This window comes from Nocardiopsis mangrovi (genome assembly GCF_042653925.1).
In the GTDB taxonomy this organism is placed as follows: Bacteria; Actinomycetota; Actinomycetes; order Streptosporangiales; family Streptosporangiaceae; genus Nocardiopsis_B; species Nocardiopsis_B mangrovi.
The window spans coordinates 122,765-140,640 of record NZ_JBHSFQ010000009.1; the positions used below are offsets into that span (position 1 = coordinate 122,765).

Sequence of the window (17,876 nt, forward strand, 5' to 3'; positions counted from 1 at the left end):
GGGATTGCTGTGGCTACAGAGTCGGCAGGTCCAGTTGCGGTCGATGTGCCGCCCCCCGAACCGGCGGACGGCTCGGGCCATTGATTCTCTCATGCACGAATTTTAGGGCGCGCTTTCCGGCGCGGCCATGACACGGGAAGGGCCTCGGGGCGTATGCGACGTGAGTGAACGGCGGGGGCGGTGTGGCATAGGCTAAGGGGTTGCTTCCGCCCGGACGTGACGGAATGACGTCATACCGGGCGGCGTTCTCTTCAGCGGGTCGGCGAAGCACGGCATGACGTGTGGTTTCCTGCTGCATGACCGTTTGCTGCATTGCACGCGCGAAATGTCCGTTGAGAACGGGGGGAGGAAAGGCGCGGGCGCGTTGTGAACAAGCCCTCCTTCACCAGCCCGAACAAGTAATCCTGTCGCTAAACTAAGCCGAACCGGATGTTCCAGGGGAGAAGCGCGTGAGCGCGAGCGGACATCCGGGACGACACAGGGATGATCTATTACGTGAACGGCTCAACCGGCTCAACCGATGGCATCGCCGGTTCTTCGGCGGTGCCCGACGGTCGCCTCGGCGACCCCATCGACATGGCGTTCCGCCATGCGCCCTCCGCCATGATCGTCACCGATCGCGCGGGCGCCATCACGCTGGCCAACCACGCGTTCTCCGAATTCACGGGGCACGCCCCCGACTCCGCCGCCGGCCGTCCCTGGCCCGAGCTGCTGTCGCACGGCGACCCCGCACGGGCGTGGGCCCTCCACCGCTCCGCACTGGACGGCGGGCCCCGCGCGCAGAGCGGACTCACCGTGACCGGAGCCGACGGCGGCCCCCGCAGGGTCTCCGTGGAATCCCGTGCGCTGCCCGCCGACATCGACGGCGACCCCGCCGGCGTGGTCGTGGTGCTCCGCGAGCCGATGCGCGACGAAGCCACCCTGCGCGTCCTCACCGAGCTGCGCACCGAGAACTCCGACACCGTCCTGTGGACCCTCGACCTCCGCACCGGCCGCCTGGACGAGCTGTTCGGCCCCTCACCGCTGGGGCGGCTGCTCGCCGGCGACGCCCGCGACCTCGAAGAGTGCCTGGCGCGCGTGCACCGCGACGACATCGCCCGGGTCCGCGACGCCATGGAGGCGTCCCACCAGGGCCGCGACTACGAACAGCGCTTCCGGATGTTCGACCGGAACGGCGACGAGCGCTCCCTGCACGCCCGCGCCCGCTTCATCGACGGCGACCGCCCCCGCCTCATCGGGATCATCGACGACGTCACCGAGCACGTCCAGCTCATCCGCCGGCTGGCCGACCGCCGCCGCATCGAGGCGGCCCAGGGCCGCCAGGTCACCGACCTCGCCGCCAAGCTGGTCTCCGCCACCACCGTCGACGAGGTCACCGGCCTGCTCACCGAGGAGTTCGTGCCCATCTTCGGAGGCACCACCGCCGGCGTCATGCTCGTCGAGGACGGCAAGCTGCGCAGCTCGCCCGCCACGGCCGAGGCGTCGGACACGGTCCCGATGATCGACGGCCGCGACGCCTCCGACACCACCTACCCCATGGGCGCCGTCGTCCAGGACCGGCAGCCGCGGTTCTTCGAGAACCGCGCCGAGATCCTGGAGCGCTTCCCAGCCGTGGTCGGCATCCTGCCCTACACCAGCGCTCAGGCGTGGGCCACGGTCCCGGTGTTCGGCGACCGCCGCGTGGCACTGGGGGTGTGGCAGGTCGCCTGGGACCAGCCCCACCACGCCACCCCCGACGAACGCGCCCTCATGCTCACCCTCGCCGGCCTGGCCGGGCAGGCCCTGCAACGGGTCCACCGGCAGAACGCGGAGCTCGAACTCGCCGACGCCATGCAGAAGCGCATGCTGCCGCCGAAGCTCCCCGACTTCGCCGAGCTCGACATCTCCGTGCGCTACCTGCCCGCGCGGGCCGGCTGGCGGGTCTGCGGCGACTTCTACGACGTCATCCGGCTGCCCGACCGCCGCGTCGGACTGGTGGTCGGCGACGTCCAAGGCCACGGCGTCGAGGCCGCGGCGGCCATGGGGCAGATCCGCATCGCCTTCCGCGCCTACGCCACCAACCAGGGCGACCCCGGAGTGGTGCTCGCCGAGACCAACCGGCTGCTCACCGAGACCGGCGAGATCGTCTTCGCCACCTGCGGCTACCTCGTGCTCGACCTCGATACCGGCGAGATGCAGGCGGCGTGGGCCGGCCAGCCGCCCGCGATCATCGCCACCCCGGACGGCTTCGACGTCTGGGAACCCGAGACCGGCCCGCCCGTCGGGGTCGACGCCGACAGCAAGTACCCGGTGACCACCCGGAGCCTGCGGCCCGGCGACACCCTGCTCATGTGCTCCGACGGCCTGGTCGAGAGCTCCGACGTCGCGATGGACGACGGCCTGGACACCGTCGGCGCGTCCCTTCAGCAGCGGAGCACCGACGTCGAGGGCGCCGCCACCGCCCTGGCCGCCCTCGCCCCGGCCGGCCGCAGCGACGACATCGCGATCCTGATCGCCCACCTCAACTGACCCGCACCGCCGCCCGGTGCCCCGCGTGAACCGGCGGTGCGCCGGGCGTGCCCGGCGCACCGCGCCGCCCGGCGTTTCGCAGGCAGCGCGGGAGACACCCGGACATCCCGAGGGGCACCGGGAGAGCGGGGCGGGCCGCCGGCGCACCCGGCGCACTGGACGTGAGCGTCTAGGCTGGATGTGTGTCCGAAACACTGTTCGATGACGCGGGAGCCGAAGCCCAGCGGGCCCATGAGCCGCTGGCCGTGCGGATGCGCCCCCGCACACTCGACGAGGTCGCCGGCCAGCGCCACCTCCTCGGCGACGGCAGCCCGCTGCGCCGCCTCGTCGAGGACGACGCCCCCATGTCGCTGTTCCTGTGGGGGCCGCCCGGGACCGGCAAGACCACGCTGGCGACCGTGGTCAGCCGGGCCACCCACCGCCGGTTCGTGGAGCTGTCCGCGGTCAACGCCGGCGTCAAGGACGTCCGCGCGGTCATCGACGACGCCCGCCGCCAGATGGGCATGCGCGGAACCCGGACACTGCTGTTCGTCGACGAGGTGCACCGCTTCAACAAGACCCAGCAGGACGCCCTGCTGCCCGCCGTGGAGAACCGGTGGGTCAGCTTCATCGGGGCCACCACCGAGAACCCCTTCTTCTCCGTGGTGTCGCCGCTGCTGTCGCGGTCCCTCCTGCTCACCTTGGAATCGCTCTCGGACGACGACGTCCGCGCCCTGCTCGACCGGGCGCTCACCGACGAGCGCGGCCTCGGCGACCGCCACACCCTCGCCGCCGACGCCGCCGAGCACCTGGTGCGCCTGGCGGGCGGAGACGCCCGCCGGTCGCTGACCTACCTCGAAGCCGGCGCCCTGGTCGCGGGCGGGCGCCGGGAGATCACCGTCGACGACGTCGAGCGCGCCGTCGACCGCCACGCCGTGCGCTACGACCGCTCCGGCGACCAGCACTACGACGTCATCAGCGCGTTCATCAAGTCCATGCGCGGCAGCGACCCGGACGCCGCGCTCCACTACCTGGCGCGGATGATCGAGGCCGGCGAGGACCCGAGGTTCATCGCGCGCCGGATCGTCGTGCACGCCAGCGAGGACGTCGGCATGGCCGATCCCACGGCACTCCAGGTGGCGGTCGCCGCGGCCCAGGCGGTCGAGCTGATCGGCCTGCCCGAGGCCCGCATCAACCTCGCGCAGGCGGTGATCCACATCGCCCTGGCGCCCAAGTCCAACGCCGTCATCACGGCGATCGACACCGCGATGTCCGACGTCCGCGCCGGCCGCGGCGGGCCGGTGCCCCCGCACCTGCGCGACGCCCACTACAAGGGCGCCAAGGAGCTCGGCCACGGCCAGGGCTACGCCTACGCCCACGACCACCCCGGCGGCGTCGCGGCGCAGCAGTACGCGCCCGACTCCCTCGACGGCCGCGAGTACTACACCCCCACCACCCACGGGGCCGAGCGCCGCTTCGGCGAGGTCCTGGCGCGGATCCGCGGCGTCCTGCGCGACCGCTGAACGGCGAGCCGACGAGCGTGCGGAGGCGGCGCCGCCGTTGGCCGGAGGCCCGTTGGTGGGGCCGGTGGAGCGGAGTGAGGAGGCGAGCGTGACCGGGGGCATGTGAACGGCGAGCCGACGAGCGTGCGGAGGCGGCGCCGCTGTTGGCCGGAGGCCCGTTGGTGGGGCCGGTGGAGCGGAGTGAGGAGGCGAGCGCGGCCAGGGACACCCGACGGGCGGGCACGGCCCCGGCGCACCCGCGCCGCCGCGGCTTACTGCCGGGGCGCGGGGAACAGCTCGGTGACCCCGACGATCTCCCGCGGGCCGGCGCCCGCACCGTCGGCGAACTCCACCTCGGCGATCACGACCTGGCCCCAGCTCAGGTAGTCGATGAAGTCCTGGCCGCGCACCGGGTAGGTGCCGCGGCCCTCCTCGATGTGGCCCGGTCCGGGAACGCAGAACTGGGCGCACAGCACCTCGGCGTCGGGCGCGATCACCGCCTGCTGCGGCTCGCCCGCGTCGCTCCACCGGGCGCTCCAGGAATCGGGGGTGGCGGGGCCGCCGGCGCCGCCCGCCTCCGCGCTCCCGGCCTGCTCGACCGGCGTGAACTCCCACGGCCCGTCCACCGGGTTCTGCTGCTCCACGGGGACGAACCGGACCACCGCCGTGGAGTCGTCGACCGGGGCGGGGGAAGGCGACGGCGACGCCGCCGCCCCGCCGCCGTCGGAGCCGCCGTCCAGCGTCGCCACCACGCCCCACGCGGCGCCGCCCACGAGGGCCAGGGCGAGCACCCCGCCGGCGCCGACCAGCAGCAGCCGCGGACGTCCCGGCCCGCCGGCCCCGGCACGCGACCGCGACCCGTCGTGGAGCCGGATGACCTTGGGCAGCCGGGCCTGCTCGCTCACGCCCTTCCACTCACGCGACAGCACCCGGGTCACCGCGGTCCCCTTGACCGCCTCCGCCGAGGAGCTGGTGGTGGCCTCCCACGCGGCGATCGCCGACCCCAGCAGCTCGCGGACCGACGGCCGGTCCCCGGGGTCCTTCGCCAGCGCCCGGCGGATCAGCGGCAGCAACTCCTCGGGGGCTCCGACGAGGTCGGGGTCGGCCTGGGCGACCCGCCGCGCGAGCACGTGCGGCTCGCCCATGCCGAACGGGAGCCTGCCGGTCGAGGCGAAGGCCATGACCGCGCCCCATGCGAAGACGTCGGCGGCCGGCGTGGGCGGGTCCCCGGCGTGGCGCTCGGGGCTCAGCCAGGCCGCCGCGGAGCGCCGGAGGTGTTCGTCGTCACCGGGCAGGGCGCAGTCGAGGATGCGCGGACCGGACCCGCCCAGCAGCACATTGGCGGGCTTGAGGTCGCCGTGGGCGACGCTCTTGACGTGCAGCGCGGACAGGCCCTCGGCGAGCCCCGCCGCCAGCGCGATCAGCCGGCCCGCCCCCAGCGCCCCGTGCCGGCGCGCGAACTGGGCCAGCGGCACCCCCGAGACATAGTCCATGACCAGCCACGGCGGCGCCGACGCGGTGTCGAAGGCCACCGGCGGCACGTAGATGCGGCCGTCGACCGCCGCCAGGGCCGAAAGCCGCTGGTGCAGCATCGCGCGGGCGGCCGGGTCCGCCAGCAGCGGCGAGTCCAGCACCTTGACCGCCACCAGCGGGTCACCCTGCGTGGTCGGGTTGACCGCGGCATAGGCGGTGCCGGTGCCGCCGGAGCCGATCCTGCCGATCACCTGGTACGGGCCCACGTGACGGGGATCGTCCGAGGTGAGCGGGATCAGGTTCGGCGGAACCAGAACGGAGATCTCGCGCTGGGGGCGTCGGCTCATGGGGGTCCTGTTCGCTGGTCGTGCCGGGGCGGCGCCTACGCCGCGCAATCGTAGCCAAGAGCGACGCCCATGTCCGATTCTCTGTCATCTGTCCTGGTTCGTCGATCGCCCGTCCCACCCGTGGACCGGGGCCCGGGACGCGCGGGCGGGCGCAGCGGGTCAGCGCACTGGCGGACGCGATAGGGTCGCCTCTGTTCGGTATTCGGTTCTTTTCTCATTCCGCAGGGCCCGGTCGCAACCGGGGAGGGCCATCGTCGGCCCCGCCGCGGAACGACGCCCCTGGGCGGCCCCGACGCCCATGCCCCCGACATCGAACGACCCCAACAGCCGACCGCCAACGGAGCCCGAATGCTGACCGGAGGAGAGGTGGCCGCCCTCATCGCAGCGGTGGTCTGGACGGTGCTGGTCGCGTTTCTCTGCGTGGCCCTCGTCAAGCTCACCCGACTGCTCTCCGAGACCACCAAGGTGGTCGCGGAGCTGGGCGAGCGAACGCGCCCGATGCTCGACGACATGGCGGCCACGGTGGAGCGCACCGGCGCCTCGCTCGACCGGGTCGAGGAGATCACCGCCAACCTGGCGACCACGACCGAGGACGTGTCCACCATGACCGCGCTGACCCGTTCGGTCGTGACCGGGCCGCTGGTCAAGGCCGCGTCGTTCTCCTACGGGGTGCGCCGCGTCATGGGCCAGCGCCGGGCGCTGGCACTGATGCGCGGACGCCGCCGCAAGGAGCGCCGATGATGGGTCGCGTCATCTATCTAGTCGCAGGTGCGGCGCTCGGCGGGTATGTTGTCCACAGGCTCAACCGCACCACTCGTGCGTGGAGTCCGGCAGGAATCGCCGGCCGCGTCGAGGACCACGTCGCCGGCTACCGCGACGCCCTCCGCGAGTTCAACGACGACGTCCACGACGCCATGGACCGGCGGGAAGCCGAACTCCTCCGCCGCTATGGCGGTGAGCCGCGCAGCCCCGGCGGTCACGCGCTGCCCGCCGGCCCGGCAACCGAACCCCTTGGCGCCCACGGCGCCCACGACGTGAAGGACGGCCGCTGATGGAGACGGCAGAGATCGCCCGCCGGTTCCTGACATTCTTCGAGCAGAACGACCACACGGTGGTGCCATCGGCAAGCCTCGTCGCCGACGACCCCACCCTGCTGTTCGTGCCCGCCGGGATGGTGCCGTTCAAGCCGTATTTCCTGGGCCAGCAGACCCCGCCCTTCGACCGCGCCACCAGCGTGCAGAAGTGCATCCGCACCATCGACATCGAGGAGGTCGGCAAGACCTCCCGGCACGCCACCTTCTTCCAGATGCTCGGGAACTTCTCCTTCGGCGACTACTTCAAGGACAAGGCCATCCCGCTGGCCTGGGACCTGCTGACCACCCCCGTGGCCGGGGGCGGGTTCGGGATCGACCCCGAGAAGCTGTGGGTCACCGTCTACCTCGACGACGACGAGGCCGCCGATATCTGGCGCGACGTCGTGGGCGTGCCCCCCGAGCGCATCCAGCGCCGGGGAGTCGAGGACAACTACTGGTCCATGGGCGTGCCCGGCCCCTGCGGCCCCTGCTCGGAGATCTTCTACGACCGCGGCCCCGAGCACGGCGTCGAGGGCGGCCCCGTCGCCGACGAGGACCGCTACGTCGAGGTGTGGAACCTCGTCTTCATGCAGTACGAGCGGGGCGAGGGCGGCGCGAAGAAGGACTACCCGATCCTCGGCGACCTGCCCAAGCAGAACATCGACACCGGCCTCGGCCTGGAGCGCCTCGCCTCGCTCCTCCAGGGCGTCGACAACATCTACGAGACCGACACCCTCGGCCGCATCCTCCAGGACGCCGCGCAGCGCACCGGCACCCGGTACGGCGCCGCGGAGCGCTCCGACGTCATGCTGCGGGTCGTCGCCGACCACGTGCGCAGCGCGGTCATGCTCGTCTCCGACGGCGTCCGCCCCGGCAATGAAAAGGGCGGCTACGTCCTGCGCCGCATCCTGCGGCGCTCCATCCGCAACCTGCGGCTGCTCTCGGGGGGCGACACCGCGCACCTGCACGGCCTCACCGAGACCGCCATCGGCGCGATGGAGGGCATCTACCCCGAGCTGCGCGCCGGTGCCGAGCGCATCCACGAGGTCATCGACACCGAGGAGAAGAACTTCTCCGACACCCTGCGCTCGGGCACCGCCCTGTTCAACCGCGCGGCCGAGCGCACCAAGGGCAGCGGGGCCACCCGCATCTCCGGCGCCGACGCCTTCCAGCTCCACGACACCTACGGCTTCCCCATCGACCTCACCCTGGAGATGGCGGGGGAGCAGGGGCTCGACGTCGACGAGACCGAGTTCCGCGCGCTCATGCAGAGCCAGCGCGACACCGCCAAGGCCGACGCCAAGGCCAAGAAGCTCGGCAACGCCGACATCAGCGTCTACGCCCGGCTGCTCGAAGGCTCCGGCGCCACCGAGTTCCTCGGCTACACCGACCACGAGGGCGAGGCCCGGGTCCTCGGCATCGTCGCCGCAGGGGCCCCGGCCGCCGCCGCGCGTGAGGGCGAGACCGTCGAGGTGGTCCTCGACCGCACCCCGTTCTACGGCGAGAGCGGCGGCCAGCTCGCCGACAAGGGCGTCCTCACCGTCGAGGGCCGCGGCGCGGTCCGCATCGACGACGTGCAGAAGCCCCTGCCCGGCCTGTTCGTGCACCGCGGCACCGTCACCTCCGGCGAGATCGTCGTCGACGACACCGTCCACGCCGCCATCGACGACGGCCGCCGCGCCGCCGTCTCCCGTGCCCACTCGGCCACCCACCTCATCCACTCGGCGCTGCGCAACGCCCTCGGGCCCTCCACCGGCCAGGCCGGATCGGAGAACGGGCCCGGGCGGCTGCGGTTCGACTTCACCGCCTCCACCGCTCTGACCCCCGCCGAACTCGCGGAGGTCGAGGAGGAGGTCAACACCGTCCTCGCCGGCGACATCGAGGTGCGCGACTTCCAGACCTCGCTCGACGAGGCCCTGGCCATGGGCGCGCTCGCGATGTTCGGTGAGAAGTACGGCGACCGGGTGCGCGTCGTGGAGATGAGCGACTACTCCCGCGAGCTGTGCGGCGGCACGCACGTCGCGGCAACGGGCCAGCTGGGCATCGTCAAGCTGCTCGGGGAGTCCTCGGTGGGCGCCGGCGTGCGTCGGGTCGAGGCCGCCGTCGGCATCGACGCCTTCCGCCGCCTGTCGAAGGAGTCGCTGCTGGTCGGCCGGCTCTCGGAGCAGCTCAAGACGCCCCGTGAAGAACTGCCCCAGCGCATCGACTCCATGGTCTCCCGCCTGCGGGCCGCTGAGAAGGAGATCGAGAAGCTGCGCGCCGCCCAGGTGCTCCAGGCGGCGGCCGGCCTCGCCAAGGACGCCGCCGAGATCGGCGGCGCGCTCGTGGTGTCCCACCGCGCTCCGGACGGCACCGCCGGCGACGACCTCCGCCGGCTCGCCCTCGACGTGCGCGGCCGCCTCGGTGAGGACCGTCCGGCCGTCGTCGCGGTCGCCGGGGTGCCCAAGGACCGCCCGGTCGTGGTGATCGCGGTCAACAAGGCGGGGCAGGGCAAGGGGCTCAAGGCCGGTGAACTCGTCGGCATCGCCGCTCGTGCACTGGGTGGGGGCGGCGGTGGCAAGCCCGACGTGGCGCAGGGCGGCGGCACCGACGCCACCGCCGTCGACACGGCTCTGCGCGCGGTGGAGCAGCGTGTCGCGGCCACGCCGTGACCGTGCGACCGGAGAGAAAGGACCCCTCCACGTGACCCCACTCCTCTCCCATCCCGTGCCTCCGGTGGGGGAGTGCCGCCGTTGAGGCACGGAGTACGACTCGCGGTCGACCCCGGCGACGCCCGGATCGGGGTCGCCGCGAGTGATCCCAGTGGAATCCTGGCCACCCCGGTGGAGACGGTGCGGCGCGGGGCGGGCGACCTTGACCGGATCGCGCACCTGGTGCTGGAGCACGAGGCGCGCGAGGTCATCGTCGGCTACCCCGCTTCCCTGTCCGGCGAGGAGGGACCCGCCGCCCGCGGGGCCCGTGCCTTCGCCACCGCCCTGGCCCGAGCCCTCGCCCCCATCCCCGTCCGGCTGGTCGACGAGCGGCTGACCACCGTCACCGCACACGGCCAGCTCCGGTCCGGCGCCGCCTTCGGCAAGCGCGGAGCACGCGGCGGAAGGGCGCGCCGGTCGGTCATCGACCAGGCCGCCGCGACCGTCCTGTTGCAGAACGCGCTCGACACCGAACGGCGGACCGGCCGTCCACCGGGGGAAGCCGTCGGAGAGAACCCCTCATGAGCGACAACGATCCCTATGATGATCGGCGCGGCCGCAGGCGCCGGGAGCGCGAACGCGACCCCGACCCCCTGAGCGATCCGTGGCCGCGCGCGTCCGGCACCGAGCCTTCCGCCACCGATCCCTGGACCTCCCCGGGCGGGCCCTCCGCCACACCCGACCCCGCTCCCGTCACCGGCGGGTGGGAACAACAGGCCCGCCCCCGGGCCGAGGACGTCTGGCGGGCCGAACGCGCCCGGGCGGGGGCCGTCCGCAGCGACGCGCCTCCCGCCCGGCGACCCGCACCCCACCCCCTCGACCCCGACCCCGAGCGCCCTCGGGGGCGCCGCCACCGCGCGGACGACCCCGCAGGTCCCGGCCGCGGATCCGCTACCGTTACCGGAACCGATCCCTTCGCCGCCGCGGGCACCCCCGATCCCGGCCGGGGACGCCACGGCACCGGGCCGATCGAAACCGGGCCCGACGACCTCGACGAACGGCCCCACGAGCCGGGGCGGCGCCGCCGTGCCGCCGAACCCGGCACCGGACCGACCCCGCCCGCCGATTCCGCCCCGCGCGGGCGCCGCCACCGCCGCGCCGGGCACGACGCCGAGGAATCCGCCCCCTGGGCCGAGCGCGACGACGAGCCCGAACCGGACTTCGCGCCCGTGCAGCCCCGGGTGCTCGACTTCGACTCCGTTCCCGTGCGCCGCAAGCGCCCCCGGGAGCGCGACGACGAGCCCGCCCCGCGCCGCCGGCGCCGGCGCGACCCCGTTGAGGAGCCCGACGCCCTCGCGGGGGGAGAAGAAGACGCCCCGGAGCCGGGCGACGTACCGCCGCCGCGCAGGCGCCGCGGCGCCGCCCTCGCCGATCCCCCCGCGACCGACACAGCGGAGGACCCCGCCGACGACCACCGGCGCGGCCGACGCCGCCGCTCCGCCGCCGACGGCGCGGACGACCCGGATACCGCCCCCCGCCGGTCCCGCCGCGGCGCGGCCGTCGCGGCGGAGTCCGAGGCCGACGGATGGCACGACGACGAGTACGACTCGGAGGCGGAGCCCGCACGCGGCCGCCGCCGGGGCGGGCGCGCCGCGCGTCCGGAGGACGAGCGCGGGTCCCGTGCCGAGGCCGGCCGCCGGCCGCGCCGGGGCGCGGTGCCGGCGGATGTCGAGGACGAGTTCGCGGACGAGGAGGCAGCGGAGCCGGAGTCCGATCCCGGAGCGGGCGCGGAGGCCGGCCGTGGCCGCCGCGCACGCGGCCGCGGGGCACGTACGGACGACGGGCGCGCACCGCGTGCCGAGGGCGGGCGCCGGTCGCGCCGCGCCGCCCCGGAGCCGGAGGACGACGAGGACGCCTACGACGACGCGGAGTCCGAGTCCGCGGCGGAGGCCCCCCGCCCCCGTGGCAGGGGCAAGCGCGGACGCGGGGCGCGCGGGGCGGAGCCCGCCTCCCGGCGCCGGGGCCGCACCGCCGAACGCGGGAAGAAGGGCGTCGCCATCGTGGTGGCGGTCGCTGTCGTGGCCGTCGCCGGCGGGGGCTACGCCGGGAGCCGGTACCTGTTCCCGCCCGACTTCGACGGTGAGGGCTCCGGCGAGGTCGAGGTGACCGTGGAGGACGGCGCGTCCGGGGCCGCGGTCGCGGCGTCCATGGAGGAACAGGGCGTCGTGGCGAGTTCGCGCGCCTTCCTCAACGCGCTCGACGGCCAGGGCGCCGGCGTGACGCCGGGCACCTACCGCCTCCGCGAGGGGATGAGCGGCGCCGCGGCCGTGGCGCTGCTGCTCGACCCCGCGTCGCGGGTCGGCGTGCAGGTCACCATCCAGGAAGGGCTGCGCTCGACGAAGATCCTGGAGAAGTTCGCGGAGGAAGCCGGTCTGCCGATCGAGGACCTGGAGGCGGCCTACGCCGACACCGAGGCGCTGGGACTGCCCGAGTACGCCGATGAGGGCCCTGAGGGCTACCTCTTCCCCGACACCTACGCCGTGTCCCCGGGCGACGACGCGGCCGAGGTCCTCCAGCGGATGGTGGCCAGGTTCGACCAGGCGGCCCAGTCCACGAACCTGGAGGCGGCGGCGGGCGAACGCGACCTGACCCCCAACGAGATCATGTCGATCGCGGCGATCATCCAGGCGGAATCGGGTACGCCCGAGGACATGCCCAAGATCTCCAGGGTCGTCTACAACAGGATCGACCAGGGCATGGAGCTGGGGATGGACAGCACGTGCTTCTATGTGATCGAGGAGTACGGGATCGCCCTGACCAACGACCAGCTCGACGCCTGCAAGGCGGCCGACAGCGGCTACGCCACCTACGGGCGCACGGGGCTGCCCGTCGGGCCGATCGTCAGTCCCGGGGAGGACGCCATCGAGGCCGCCCTCGCCCCGGCCGACGGCGGATGGCTGTACTTCGTGGCCACGGACCCGGAGAACGGGGTCACCGAGTTCGCCGAGACCTATGAGGAGTTCGAGGTGCTCAAGGCGGAGTTCGAGGCGAATCAGCAGGCCGCCTCGTGAAGCGCGCCGCGGTCCTGGGCTCGCCGATCGCCCACTCCCTGTCGCCCGTCCTGCACCAAGCGGCCTACGCCGCGTTGGGGCTCGCCGGTGAGTGGACCTATGAGCGGATCGAATGCGACGAGGCCGGCCTGGCCGGGTTCCTCAAGAGCCGCGACGACTCCTGGGCGGGCCTGTCGCTGACCATGCCGCTCAAACGCGCGGTCATGGACCTCGCCGACGACGCCGACACCACCTCGCGCGAGGTGGGGGTCGCCAACACCCTGCTGTTCGGTTCGGGGCGGCTGCTGGTCCGCAACACCGACGTCGCCGGGGTCGTCGGCGCCCTGCGCGACGCGGGCATCACCCGCGTGCGCACGGCGGCGGTCCTCGGCGGCGGGGCCACCGCCGCGTCCGCGGTGGCGGCCCTCGGCCGCCTGGGCGCGGTGGAGCCCGGGGCGATCACCGTGCTCGCGCGGGATCCGGCGCGGGCCGAGGGGGTGGTCCGGGCGGCCGAGCGCATGGCGCTGAGGATCGCCACGGCCCCGCTGCCGGAGACCGCCGACCGGGTCGATGTCGACCTGGTGGTGTCCACGCTCCCCGCCGGCGCCGCCGATCCTTTCGCGGAGGCGGTGGCCGCGGGGCCGGCCGCGTTGTTCGACGTCGTCTACAGCCCGTGGCCCACGGCTCTGGCGGCGGCCGTGGCCGCCGCCGGGCGGACGGTCGTCGGCGGGTTCCCGATGCTGCTGCACCAGGCCGCGCTCCAGGTGGAGCTGATGACCGGTGCCGAGCAGGCGCCGATCGAGGCGATGCGCCGAGCGGGCGAGTCCGAACTGCTGCGGCGCGCCGCGGCCGGAGGAGCCGGGGAATAGCGCCGGCCGCCGCGGATGTTGTGGTATTTCGGGGTGACCCATTAGGCCGTGTGGGAAACACGGAGCGTGCCTGCCGGTGGCGGCCGGACTGAGGAGTGGTGTGCGACCGGGGAACGAGGGAGCGCGCCGCGACGAGGACGGTCCCCCCGGACTGGCTCCGCCTTGAGGACGCCCCGCGGGCTGAGCGGGAGACACCGTACGGATGGCGGTGGCCGATTTCCTGATAGAGTGGATTCCTGACCTGATCCGGCGCACTCGTGTGCCGGACACGTAAGCGGAGGCGGATCCTCCCACCTGCCGGGCCTCGACCCGTGTAGGTCCCGGTCGACGACGCGCGGCGTCGTCGTCGCCCCTTGCGGGCGGCGCAGGACGTTGGCGAAGGGTGACCTTCGCCGCCGTCGGCGTATTCCGGTGGATCACCCCGCTTGCACTCAGCTGGCGGGGTTTTTCGCGTTCGGGCCCACGGGACCGGGTGACCCCCCACGAACGGTAATTCCGACAAAGCTAGGGAGGGGTCCCATCAGCGCAGAGCCCCGCATCAATGACCGCATCAGGGTTTCCGAGGTCCGTCTCGTCGGACCCAACGGTGAGCAGGTCGGCATCGTGCCCGTGCAGGACGCGCTGCGTCTCGCACAGGAGTCCGACCTCGACCTCGTCGAGGTCGCACCGACCGCCCGTCCGCCGGTCGCCAAGCTGATGGACTACGGCAAGTACAAGTACGAGTCCGCGGTCAAGGCGCGCGAATCGCGCAAGAACCAGTCGAACACGATCATCAAGGAGATCAAGCTCCGCCCGAAGATCGACCCGCACGACTACGAGACCAAGAAGGGTCACGTGGTGCGGTTCCTGAAGGGCGGGGACAAGGTCAAGGTGACGATCATGTTCCGCGGCCGTGAGCAGTCGCGCCCGGAGCTGGGGCGCCGCCTGCTGGCCCGGCTGGCCGAGGACGTCCAGGAGCTCGGCGCGGTGGAGTCCGCTCCGAAGCAGGACGGCCGCAACATGGTCATGGTGATCGGCCCGCACAAGCGCCGTTCCGAGCACAAGGCCGAGGCCCGTGCCGCCGCCGGGAACGTCAAGCCCCGCCGTGAGGCGCGCGAGCAGGAGCAGGCCGGCCAGGGGAGCTGATCCCCGGACCGGCGGCCCCTCGGACAGGGTCCCACCCGGCAGTGCCGGGGATTCGTACCGCGCTGCCGCGGGTCCGCGCAAGCACCCGCGGCAGCGTGAGCCGTGCGCCGGCCCCTGTGCCACCGCAGAGCAGATTCGCACGCCGCCGATGCCCCGGCGGCGTGCCCGAGTGAAGTAGGAGACGACGGCGACATGCCGAAGAACAAATCCCACAGTGGGGCCAGCAAGCGTTTCCGCGTGACCGGCTCCGGCAAGATCATGCGCCGCCGTGCCAACAAGAACCACCTGCTGGAGCACAAGCCGACCAAGCGCACCCGCCGCCTCACCGGTGACGTCGAGCTGGCCCCGGCCGACACCAAGAAGATCAAGAAGCTGCTCGGCTGACGCCGTTCCCCAGCCAACGTCCCAACCGGCCCGCGTCGCGGTGCGCACCGCCCGCGATCGGCTCCACCCGGTCGGACGTCCACGTTCCGTACGGCCCGCCGGCCTCGCCGGATAGGCCGACCGGTCGCGCGGTGATCGCGCGCCGGCAACCCACAAGGGAGTTCCAGTGGCACGCGTGAAGCGGGCTCTCAACGCCAAGAAGAAGCGCCGGGTCGTCCTCGAACGGGCCAGCGGGTACCGCGGCCAGCGGTCGCGCCTGTACCGCAAGGCCAAGGAGCAGATGCTCCACTCGATGACCTACGCCTACCGGGACCGCAAGGACCGGAAGGGCCAGTTCCGTCGGCTGTGGATCCAGCGCATCAACGCCGGGGCCCGCGCCAACGGCCTGACCTACAACCGGTTCATGCAGGGCCTGAAGCTCTCCGGCATCGAGGTCGACCGCCGCATGCTCGCGGAGCTGGCCGTCAACGACGAAGCCGCGTTCGCCACGCTCGTGGAGACCGCGAAGCAGGCGCTGCCCGCGCCTTCGCAGGCCGCGGCCTAAGGCCACGGACGAACCGCGATGGCGAGCCACGAGTTCACGAGTATCCGGTCGCCCCGAATCAAGGGGGCTCGTCGGCTCGCCAAACGCGCATTCCGGCGGCGCGAGAAGCGCTTCCTCGCCGAGGGGCCGCAGGCCGTACGCGAGGCGCTGGCGGCCCCGCGGCAGGGCGTGCACGAGCTGTACGCCACCTCCGAGGCGGTCCAGCGCCACGCCGACCTCATCGACGCCGCCTACGCGCGCGACATCCCGGTGCACCGGGTCAGCCTGGAGGTCATGGCGGAGCTGGCGCAGACCGTCACCCCCCAGGGGGTCCTCGCCGTCTGCGACTTCGTCGACGTCCCCATCTCCGACGTCGGGGAGATCCGCTTGGCGGCCGTGCTCTCCCACGTCCGCGATCCCGGCAACGCCGGAACGGTACTGCGCACCGCCGACGCCGCGGGCGCCGATGTCGTGATCTTCACCGACGCCTCCGTCGACCCCTACAACGGCAAGTGCGTCCGGGCCTCCGCCGGAAGCCTGTTCCACCTCCCGGTCGTCGTGGGGCTGCCCATCGCCGAGGCGGTGGACCACCTGCGCGGCCAGGGCGCCAGTGTCTTCGCCGCCGATGGCGGCGGTGACCGCGACCTGCACGCCGCGGCCGATTCCGGCTCGCTCGACGGCAGGGTCGGCTGGGTCTTCGGCAACGAGGCGTGGGGCCTGCCCGAGGAGACCGTCGCCCTGACGGACGGCGCGGTCAGCGTCCCGATCTACGGCGGCGCCGAAAGCCTCAACCTCGCCACCGCCGCCGCGGTGTGCCTCTACACCACAGCCCGCCAGCAGCGGGCCTGACACCCGGTCGCGCCCGCCGCGCGGGCGGCGCGCCGCCGGTGCCATGCGTCAGAGGGGTAGGGCCCCGGGGGCGGCACCCCTCTCGGACACCGCCGGTCCCGGCGGCGCGGCGCGCGCCGCGGCCGCTTTCCGCGTTCGCCGCCCGCAACGGGTCACTCGGCCCGGCCGGCGCCGCACCCCGTCGCTCGGGTCTTTTGTGTCCTTTGTCGGGACTTCCGCGGGTTGCCCGACCACCCTCTGTTGCCGATACGCTCGACCTCTCATCACCAGGCCGACGTGCGGACCATGCCGATCGCGCATTCCGCTGCCCCCGGCCGGTGTTCCGGAGCGTAGCGGGCGAGTTGGGCGGGTAATGAAGTCCCGGGTGACACGGGCGATCGATCACGGCGTCGCGACGCCGCGGCCGATTCCACGCGTGCGCGAGCGGCGCGGGCGGTCACATGAGGGTGTGGGGAGGCGGTCGTGGGCGGCGACCATGCGGGGGATCGGGACGGCACCGGGCCGGGGGGCGCGAACGGCCCACTGCTGTCGGCCGAGGACCTGCCCGACGGCGTGATCATCGCCGACGCCGACGGCCGCGTGGTGGTGTTCAACCGCATGGCGGCGCGCCTGGCGCGCGTCACCGCCGAGCACGCGGTCGGCCGGGACTTCCGCGACGTCCTCCCCCTGCACGACTCCGACGGACGCGACTGGTGGAAGTCCAGCGACCCCTATGGCGGGCTGCGCATCCGCACCCGCCAGCCCGAGCGATCGCTGTTCCTCGCCGACGGCCGCGAGATCCTCATGGCGGCGCGTTACCTGCGCGACCAGCCCCTGGGGGAGCTGTCCCGGCTCGTGGTCACGCTGCGCGACGCCTCGCACCGCGCGCGCGGCGAACGCAGCCGCGCCGACCTCGTCTCCACGGTCGCCCATGAGCTGAGGTCGCCCCTGACCAGTGTCAAGGGCTTCACCGCGACCCTGCTCGCCAAGTGGGGGCGGCTCACCGACAAGCAGAAGATCTTCATGCTGGAGACCGTCAACTCCGATGCCGACCGGGTCACGCGCCTCATCACCGAGCTGCTCAGCGTCTCGCGCATCGAGTCGGGCCGCCTGGAGGTCCGCCGCCAACTCGTCGACCTGCCCGACCTCGCCCGCCGCCTGGTCGCCGGGCGCGTCGCGGCGGGGGAGTCCCAGGAGCGCTACCGCCTGGAGGTCCACGGTCCGCTGCCCGAGATGTGGCTCGATGCCGACAAGGTCGAGCAGATCATGGCGAACCTGGTCGAAAACGCCGTGCGGCACGGCGCTGGTACTGTCACCATTGTGATCGAGCCGAACGAGGGGGGAACGGCCGTGTCGGTGCGCGACGAGGGCAAGGGCATCGCGCCCGAAGCCGTTCCGCGCGTCTTCCGCCGGTTCTGGCGCACCAAGCGGCGCGGCGGGACCGGCCTCGGGCTGTTCATCGTCAAGGGGCTGGTCGAGGCCCACGGCGGCGCGATCACGGTCGGCCGCGCACCCAGTGGCGGTGCGGAGTTCCGATTTACCGTGCCCGCCGGCACCCCCGAGTTCGCCTGAGCGGACCGGATCG

The 17,876-nt window shown here is 73.4% G+C and carries 14 protein-coding genes; 13 read left to right on the forward strand and 1 reads right to left on the reverse strand.

Annotated features, from left to right (window positions below; translation table 11 throughout):
* Positions 1-495 precede the first annotated feature (495 nt).
* Entirely contained in the window at positions 496-2,508 is a 2,013-nt protein-coding gene (locus ACFO4E_RS12165) for a SpoIIE family protein phosphatase (protein WP_378573959.1), read from the forward strand.
* 182 nt (positions 2,509-2,690) lie between these two features.
* Entirely contained in the window at positions 2,691-4,010 is a 1,320-nt protein-coding gene (locus ACFO4E_RS12170) for a replication-associated recombination protein A (protein ID WP_378573960.1), read from the forward strand.
* A 251-nt stretch (positions 4,011-4,261) separates the two neighbouring features.
* On the opposite strand, the gene ACFO4E_RS12175 is transcribed toward ACFO4E_RS12170, so the two are convergent.
* Positions 4,262-5,809: a serine/threonine-protein kinase gene (locus tag ACFO4E_RS12175; RefSeq protein ID WP_378573962.1), complete on the reverse strand. Its 1,548-nt coding sequence runs from the start codon at positions 5,807-5,809 to the stop codon at positions 4,262-4,264.
* A 348-nt stretch (positions 5,810-6,157) separates the two neighbouring features.
* Between ACFO4E_RS12175 and ACFO4E_RS12180 the strand changes: the two genes are divergently transcribed.
* From ACFO4E_RS12180 to ACFO4E_RS12230, 11 genes are all read left to right on the forward strand, one after another.
* Positions 6,158-6,550: a DUF948 domain-containing protein gene (locus ACFO4E_RS12180; protein WP_378573964.1), complete on the forward strand. Its 393-nt coding sequence runs from the start codon at positions 6,158-6,160 to the stop codon at positions 6,548-6,550.
* Entirely contained in the window at positions 6,547-6,861 is a 315-nt protein-coding gene (locus tag ACFO4E_RS12185; RefSeq protein WP_378573966.1) for a hypothetical protein, read from the forward strand. The genes ACFO4E_RS12180 and ACFO4E_RS12185 overlap by 4 nt, the downstream gene beginning before the upstream one ends.
* Positions 6,861-9,533, forward strand: a complete 2,673-nt coding sequence (gene alaS, locus ACFO4E_RS12190) for an alanine--tRNA ligase (protein ID WP_378573967.1) — start codon at positions 6,861-6,863, stop codon at positions 9,531-9,533. The genes ACFO4E_RS12185 and alaS overlap by 1 nt, the downstream gene beginning before the upstream one ends.
* 81 nt (positions 9,534-9,614) lie before the next feature.
* Positions 9,615-10,097 (forward strand): Holliday junction resolvase RuvX, encoded by a 483-nt coding sequence (gene ruvX / locus ACFO4E_RS12195; protein ID WP_378573969.1) that lies wholly within the window; start codon positions 9,615-9,617, stop codon positions 10,095-10,097.
* A complete protein-coding gene (mltG, locus tag ACFO4E_RS12200) occupies positions 10,094-12,583 on the forward strand; it encodes an endolytic transglycosylase MltG (RefSeq protein ID WP_378573971.1) in 2,490 nt (829 codons plus the stop codon). The genes ruvX and mltG overlap by 4 nt, the downstream gene beginning before the upstream one ends.
* Complete coding sequence (locus ACFO4E_RS12205) at positions 12,580-13,431, forward strand: shikimate dehydrogenase (RefSeq protein ID WP_378573973.1); 852 nt, start codon at positions 12,580-12,582, stop codon at positions 13,429-13,431. Before mltG ends, ACFO4E_RS12205 begins: the two co-directional genes overlap by 4 nt.
* Positions 13,432-13,968: 537 nt before the next feature.
* Complete coding sequence (gene infC, locus ACFO4E_RS12210; protein ID WP_378574037.1) at positions 13,969-14,556, forward strand: translation initiation factor IF-3; 588 nt, start codon at positions 13,969-13,971, stop codon at positions 14,554-14,556.
* Positions 14,557-14,748: 192 nt separating this feature from the next.
* Positions 14,749-14,940 carry a 50S ribosomal protein L35 gene (gene rpmI / locus ACFO4E_RS12215; protein WP_378538313.1) on the forward strand — a complete coding sequence of 64 codons (192 nt, stop codon included), beginning with the start codon at positions 14,749-14,751 and terminating at the stop codon, positions 14,938-14,940.
* A gap of 166 nt (positions 14,941-15,106) precedes the next feature.
* Positions 15,107-15,484 carry a 50S ribosomal protein L20 gene (gene rplT / locus ACFO4E_RS12220; protein WP_378538312.1) on the forward strand — a complete coding sequence of 126 codons (378 nt, stop codon included), beginning with the start codon at positions 15,107-15,109 and terminating at the stop codon, positions 15,482-15,484.
* An 18-nt stretch (positions 15,485-15,502) separates the two neighbouring features.
* The gene (locus tag ACFO4E_RS12225) at positions 15,503-16,312 is read left to right on the forward strand and encodes a TrmH family RNA methyltransferase (RefSeq protein ID WP_378573974.1); all 810 of its coding nucleotides are present in this window, start codon (positions 15,503-15,505) and stop codon (positions 16,310-16,312) included.
* 462 nt (positions 16,313-16,774) lie between these two features.
* Positions 16,775-17,863 carry a sensor histidine kinase gene (locus tag ACFO4E_RS12230; RefSeq protein ID WP_378573976.1) on the forward strand — a complete coding sequence of 363 codons (1,089 nt, stop codon included), beginning with the start codon at positions 16,775-16,777 and terminating at the stop codon, positions 17,861-17,863.
* Positions 17,864-17,876: the final 13 nt, after the last annotated feature.

Bases quoted from the DNA above. Each gene is read 5' to 3' on its own strand.
- ACFO4E_RS12185 (WP_378573966.1), top strand. From the start codon at position 6,547: ATGATGGGTCGCGTCATCTATCTAGTCGCAGGTGCGGCGCTCGGCGGG.
- ACFO4E_RS12175 (WP_378573962.1), bottom strand. From the start codon at position 5,809: ATGAGCCGACGCCCCCAGCGCGAGATCTCCGTTCTGGTTCCGCCGAAC.
- alaS (WP_378573967.1), top strand. From the start codon at position 6,861: ATGGAGACGGCAGAGATCGCCCGCCGGTTCCTGACATTCTTCGAGCAG.
- rpmI (WP_378538313.1), top strand. From the start codon at position 14,749: ATGCCGAAGAACAAATCCCACAGTGGGGCCAGCAAGCGTTTCCGCGTG.
- ACFO4E_RS12225 (WP_378573974.1), top strand. From the start codon at position 15,503: ATGGCGAGCCACGAGTTCACGAGTATCCGGTCGCCCCGAATCAAGGGG.
- mltG (WP_378573971.1), top strand. From the start codon at position 10,094: ATGAGCGACAACGATCCCTATGATGATCGGCGCGGCCGCAGGCGCCGG.
- ACFO4E_RS12180 (WP_378573964.1), top strand. From the start codon at position 6,158: ATGCTGACCGGAGGAGAGGTGGCCGCCCTCATCGCAGCGGTGGTCTGG.